Genomic DNA, 336 nt, shown 5'->3' on the forward strand with positions numbered 1-336 from the left:
GAAACGCATCCCACCACCCGACGTTTGCGAGTGAGGGGCGGACCTCGACGGCGGCTTCAGCAGCTCGACGCGACCACCACGAACCGATGGTACCCATCCCTGCTCCCGCAACACCTGCGCCGCCGTACCAGCCGAGCGTCTTCAGACGGCTCATTCGTCACCCCCGAAGTCGTTCGGGCCGTACGACACCATCTGCGAGTGGGCGTCCGACTTCCGCGCCGACTGCTGGAACTTCACGATTCCCTTCGGAATCTCCGCACGAACGGCGACGAGATTACCAGATTCGTCACGCTGGTACGACAATATCTCCGACGCCTCGACCGATAAGACCCATTT

1 protein-coding gene is annotated in these 336 nt (G+C 62.2%); it reads right to left on the reverse strand.

Going from position 1 to position 336, the window contains the following annotated elements:
- Nucleotides 1-150: 150 nt before the first annotated feature.
- Nucleotides 151-336: hypothetical protein (locus tag EXE45_RS20130; protein ID WP_158294349.1), on the reverse strand; the 186-nt coding region annotated here is incomplete at its 5' end.

It is taken from the genome of Halorubrum sp. SP9 (assembly GCF_005435015.1).
Classification (GTDB): domain Archaea; phylum Halobacteriota; class Halobacteria; order Halobacteriales; family Haloferacaceae; genus Halorubrum; species Halorubrum sodomense.